Below are 5,406 nucleotides of genomic sequence, written 5' to 3'. Positions count from 1 at the left end.
TGCGCGAAGTGCCGCTGATGGTCGAGGCCATGCGCATGTGGCACGAGTTGGAGCGGCAGGGCACCGCGACCGGGTTTCGCGAATGCGGCGTGCTGTATGTGGCGGAGAAGGATGCCGACCGCGATCGCTACGAGCGTTGGTTGAAGAGCGTGCAGCCGTTTCAGCTATCCAGCCGCATCGTGGAGGGGGACGAGTTGGCCGAGCAGATGCCCGGCGCCAACAAGCGGTTCACCAAGGGCGCGCTGTACACCCGGACCGACGGCCGGGCCGAGCCGCAGAAGGCCGTGCCCGCCATAGCCGCCGCGGCCCGCGCGGCTGGTGCGGTGATCCTGGAACATTGCGCCGTGCGCGGGCTGGATTTGCAGGGTGGCCGGGTGGTTGGCGTGGTGACCGAGCAGGGGCGGATCGCCTGCAACAGCGCCATATTAGCGGGGGGCGCGTGGTCCCGCCTGTTCTGCGGCAGCGTGGGCGTGCGGCTGCCACAGTTGAAGGTGCGGGCATCCGTGCTGCGCACCGGGCCGATCGAGGGTGGGCCGCTGACATCGGCGTGGCTGGGCGATTTTGCCTATCGCAAGCGCAACGATGGCGGCTACACGATTGCCAACGGGCGTGGGAACGTGGTGCCGCTGACGCCCGACACGTTCAAGTTCTTCCGCGAGTTCCTGCCTGCCGCGAAGGGCGACAAGCGTGGGCTGCATTTCCGGCTGGACCATCGGTTCATGGCGGAGGCGATGACCCCGCCGCGCTGGGCACTGGACAAGCCGAGCCCGTTCGAGAAGACGCGGATGCTGGATCCGGATCCGGTGCCGTGGATGAATGCCGGGGCGCAGACGTCGATTTCGGATGTGTTTCCGATCTTTCGCAACGCGCCCGTGCTGCAGCAATGGGCGGGGATGATCGACGTGACGCCGGACGCGGTGCCGGTGATCTCGCCAGTGGACACGGTGCCGGGTCTGATCATCGCGACCGGGTTTTCCGGCCACGGGTTCGGCATCGGGCCGGCCGCGGGGCGGTTGGCGGCGGAGTTGGCAACCGGTCGCCCCACGATCGTGGATGCGGCGCCGTTTCGCTACTCTCGTTTCACAGACGGCACGCCGATCACGCTCGACGTCGGATTGTAATGCCTTATTTCCCCTTAGGAGGTTTCATGACCATCGACACCCCACAGATTTCGCGGCGCCGCATGCTCATCACCACCGCGGGGGTCGGCGCCGGGTTGGCGCTGGGCGCTGCGCCGGGCCGGGCGCAGCCGAAAGCGAAACCCACCGGCCAGGCGGTGATCGGCCTGTCGCAGGAGCCGACGGTGTTCGATCCGCGCCGTCCGCATATCGAGGTGGATGACGGCGTGCACATGGCACTGTTCTCCGCGCTGTGGATGGTGGACCCGAGCGGCACGATGCAGCCTCGCCTGGCACTGGAGGTGCCGACGACGGCGAATGGCGGCATCTCCGCCGATGGGTTGACCTGGACGGTGAAGCTGCGGCCGGGGGTGAAGTGGCATGACGGGACGCCGTTCACCTCGGCCGATGTGAAGTTCACGCTGGACAGCGTCATGGCGCCGAATTTCCCGGCCTATAGCCGGATCGGGCATTCGCTGATCACCGAGATCCAGACGCCGACGCCCGAACTGATCACCTGGAAGATGAGCAAGCCGTACGCACCTTATCTGTCGATCCTGGCCTGGTTTTACATCGTGCCGCAGCACAAGCTGAAGGACGAGCCTATGACGGGCGGCCCGTTCGTGCAGAACCCGATCGGCACCGGGCCGTTCAAGTGGCAGCAGCGCGTGCCCGGCGATCACATTACGCTGGCGGCGAATGAGGATTACTTCGGCGCGGGTCCGTTGCTGCAGAACGTGGTTTATAAATACATCCCGGATTTGACGGTGATGTATACGCAGTTCCGGGCTGGCGACATCGACTATATCGGGCTGCAAGGCATCTCCGCCGACCATTATGACGAGGCGAAGAAGATCAGTGGCCGGGAGGTCAAGGCGGCCGCGCAATCGTCGATCGAGAATTTCTACTTCAACCTGGGCATGCCGCAGTTCCAGGAGAAGGCGGTTCGCCAGGCGCTGTATTATGCCTACGACAAGGACAGCATCATCCAGCAGATCTATTACGGCATTCCGAGCAACGCCGAATGCTATCTGCCGAAACAGAGCTGGGCCTATAATTCGGGCCTGCCACAGCACGAGTATAGCCTGGATAAGGCCAAGGCTATGCTGGACGCAGCCGGCTGGAAGCCGGGGGCGGACGGGATCCGCGCCAAGAACGGCGTGCGGCTGTCCTTCACCAACTCCACCACGGCGGGCAATCACCTTCGCGAGCAGGTCCAGCAGCTATTGCAGCAGGATTTCCAGCAGATCGGCGTGGAGATGACGATCAAGAACCTGCCGCCGGCGGTGATGTGGGGCGAGTATTGGATCAAGTCCAAGTTCGAGACGGCGATCGTCGGCATCTACTTCATGACCGGACCGGACCCGGATGCGTCGGTGTATTTCCACAGCTCGTCCATCGCTGCCAAGACCGGGTCGGGGCAGAACACCATGCAGTATTCCAATCCGGAGGTGGATCGCCTGCTGGAACAGGGGGCGGCGGAGACCGACCGGGACAAGCGGATCCCGATCTACCAGAAGCTGCAGCAGGTGATGCGGGACGATCTGCCGTATTTGCCGCAACAGCAGCCCTCGACCATCGAGGGGACGAAGGCCGGGCTGCTGGGGTATCAGCCCAACGGCAATGTTCGGCTGAACACGTGGAACCTCGAGGCTTGGCACTGGGCGTAAAGCTCTGGGTTTAGAAGCTCTGGGCGTAGAAGCACTCGCGTTGCGTAGCGGCGGTGTCTGGCGCAATGCCTGAGCCGCCGCCGATCGTATTGGTCTGGGACATGTCACCTGCCAGGCCGCCGGTCGCCAGTGATTTGCATACGTATTCAACGTCCGTTATAGCGGGGGAATACGAGGAGGGAATGCCCGATGGAACATTGGATCAAGCGCGGACAAGACCAGGTTGAAGTGGTCGCTGCCGACAAGAAGGTGCGCGAAACGGTCGAGGGCATTCTGGCCGATATCGCCGCACGGGGCGACGCCGCGGTGCGGGAACTGTCGGTCAAGTTCGATAAGTGGGACCGCGACGATTACCGCTTGAGCGAGCAGGAGATCGAGGGTTGCCTCTCCCAACTCAGCAAACGCGACATCGAGGACATCACCTTCGCGCAGACCCAGGTGCGGAACTTTGCACAGAAGCAACGTGAGTCGGTGCTGGATATCGAGGTCGAGACGCTGCCGGGCGTCATCCTCGGCCACACGAACATTCCCGTCAGTTCGGCCGGGTGCTACGTGCCGGGCGGCAAATACCCGCTGCTCGCGTCGGCGCATATGTCCATCATTACCGCCAAGGTCGCTGGCGTGCCGCGGGTGATCACCTGTGCGCCGCCGTATCATGGCAAGCCGGCGCCGGCGATCGTGGCGGCCCAGCATCTGGCGGGGGCGGACGCGATCTACTGCATCGGCGGCATTCAGGCGGTCGGCGCCATGGCGCTGGGCACGCAGACCATCGCGCCGGTGGACATGCTGGTCGGCCCGGGGAATGCGTATGTGGCGGAGGCGAAGCGGCAATTGTTCGGCCGCGTCGGCATCGATCTGTTCGCCGGGCCGACCGAGACGCTGGTGATCGCCGATAGCAGCGTCGACGGCGAGCTCTGCGCGACGGACCTACTGGGGCAGGCGGAGCACGGGCCGGACTCGCCCGCGATCCTGCTGACCACGTCGGAGAAGCTGGCGCGCGACACCATGCGGGAGATCGAGCGGCTGTTGCAGATCCTGCCGACCGCCGGGATTGCGCGGCAGGCCTGGGAGACGCACGGTGCCGTCTGCGTGGTGGAGAGCGACGAGGAGATGGTGCAGGTGGCCGACCGCATCGCGTCCGAGCACGTGCAGGTGATGACGCACGACCCGGATTACTTTCTGAAGAACATGCGCAATTACGGTGCATTGTTCCTGGGGCCGCGCACCAACGTGGCCTATGGCGACAAGGCGATCGGCACCAACCACACCCTGCCGACCAAGCTGGCGGCGCGCTATACGGGCGGGTTGTGGGTCGGCAAGTTTCTGAAGACCTGCACCTACCAGAAGGTGATGACGAACGAGGCGTCCGCCATGATCGGTCGCTACACGTCCCGCCTGTGCGCGCTGGAGGGGTTTGCGGGGCATGGCGAGCAGGCGAACATTCGCGTGCGCCGTTATGGCGGCGATAACGTTCCCTACGCCGGCATCGCCGAATGAGCCCGATCGCCATCGTCGGCGCCGGGCTTGTTGGTAGCGGCTGGGCGATCGTGTTTGCCCGGGCCGGCCATCCTGTCCGCATGTACGACAAAGCGGACGGTGCGGCGGCGCGCGCGCTGGCGACGATCGGGGACCGGCTGCAGGACCTGCAGGCCGCCGGGCTGATCGACGACCCGGCGGAAATTCATGCGCGCATCACCGTGGCCGGCACGTTGCAGGCCGCGCTGCAGGACGTGGTCTACGTGCAGGAAAGCGTGCTGGAGAACGTGGCAGTCAAGACTGCAGTCATGTCGGAGATCGATGCCGTTATTGGGCCGATGACGTGGGTCGGCAGCTCGTCCTCCGGCATTGCAGCGTCGCTGTATACGCAGCACGTGGCCTGCCGGGCGCGATGCCTGGTGGCGCATCCGGTCAACCCGCCGTACCTGGCACCCATCGTGGAGTTGGTGCCGGCGCCATGGACTGCACCAGAGACCGTGCAGGGCGTGCGCGCGCTGATGGAGGCGGTGGGGCAGGTGCCGGTGGAGATGACGCGGGAGGCGGAGGGATTCATCCTCAACCGGCTGCAAGGCGTGTTGCTGATGGAGGCTTGGCGACTGGTGGAGGACGGATTGGCCAGTGTGGAAGACGTCGACCGCACCGTCTCGCATGGGCTTGGGCTCCGCTGGTCCTTCATGGGCCCGTTCGAGACGATCGACCTGAATGCGCCGGGCGGCGTGGCGGATTATGCCGCGCGGCTTGGCGGGCTATACCGAAGCATCGCGGCGTCCACCACGGCGCACCTGACCTGGACACCAGAGCTGATCGCGAAGGTCGAGGCGGAGCGGCGCAAAGTGCTGCCCGCCGACAAACTGGGGGAGCGCAGCGCGTGGCGGGATCGGCGGCTGATGGCGCTGGCCCGGCATAAGCGGGAGATGGATGCTGCCGACACCACACCGGGGAAGGTTTGACCTCAGCATGGACACGCCGATGACGCTGCCACGCACGCCTTCGCTCCGGCTGGATGGGCAGCGTGCGCTGGTGACGGGAGCTGGCCGGGGCATCGGCCTGGCGGCGGCGGCGGCGCTGGCGCAGGCGGGCGCGCACGTTACCCTCGTCGCCCGCACCGGGGACGAGATCGA

The 5,406-nt window shown here is 65.5% G+C and carries 5 protein-coding genes; all 5 read left to right on the top strand.

All coding sequences use genetic code 11. The features are described 5' to 3' along the window. The coding region (locus GSQ76_RS13600; RefSeq protein ID WP_158744448.1) for an FAD-binding oxidoreductase at positions 1-1,121 on the top strand (1,121 nt) is incomplete at its 5' end. Positions 1,122-1,147: 26 nt separating this feature from the next. Continuing rightward, positions 1,148-2,788, top strand: coding sequence for a peptide ABC transporter substrate-binding protein (locus tag GSQ76_RS13595; RefSeq protein ID WP_158744447.1), 1,641 nt, complete (start codon positions 1,148-1,150; stop codon positions 2,786-2,788). Between the two features lie 189 nt (positions 2,789-2,977). After that, entirely contained in the window at positions 2,978-4,285 is a 1,308-nt protein-coding gene (gene hisD, locus GSQ76_RS13590) for a histidinol dehydrogenase (protein WP_158744446.1), read from the top strand. Next, positions 4,282-5,235 carry a 3-hydroxyacyl-CoA dehydrogenase gene (locus GSQ76_RS13585; RefSeq protein ID WP_158744445.1) on the top strand — a complete coding sequence of 318 codons (954 nt, stop codon included), beginning with the start codon at positions 4,282-4,284 and terminating at the stop codon, positions 5,233-5,235. Before hisD ends, GSQ76_RS13585 begins: the two co-directional genes overlap by 4 nt. Further along, positions 5,204-5,406: SDR family NAD(P)-dependent oxidoreductase (locus GSQ76_RS31115; protein WP_335904901.1), on the top strand; the 203-nt coding region annotated here is incomplete at its 3' end. The genes GSQ76_RS13585 and GSQ76_RS31115, both read left to right, overlap by 32 nt.

This window comes from Acidisphaera sp. L21 (genome assembly GCF_009765685.1).
Taxonomy (GTDB): domain Bacteria; phylum Pseudomonadota; class Alphaproteobacteria; order Acetobacterales; family Acetobacteraceae; genus LMUY01.
The sequence above is the reverse complement of the archived record's forward strand: the minus strand, read 5'-3'. Positions and strand labels throughout refer to the sequence as shown.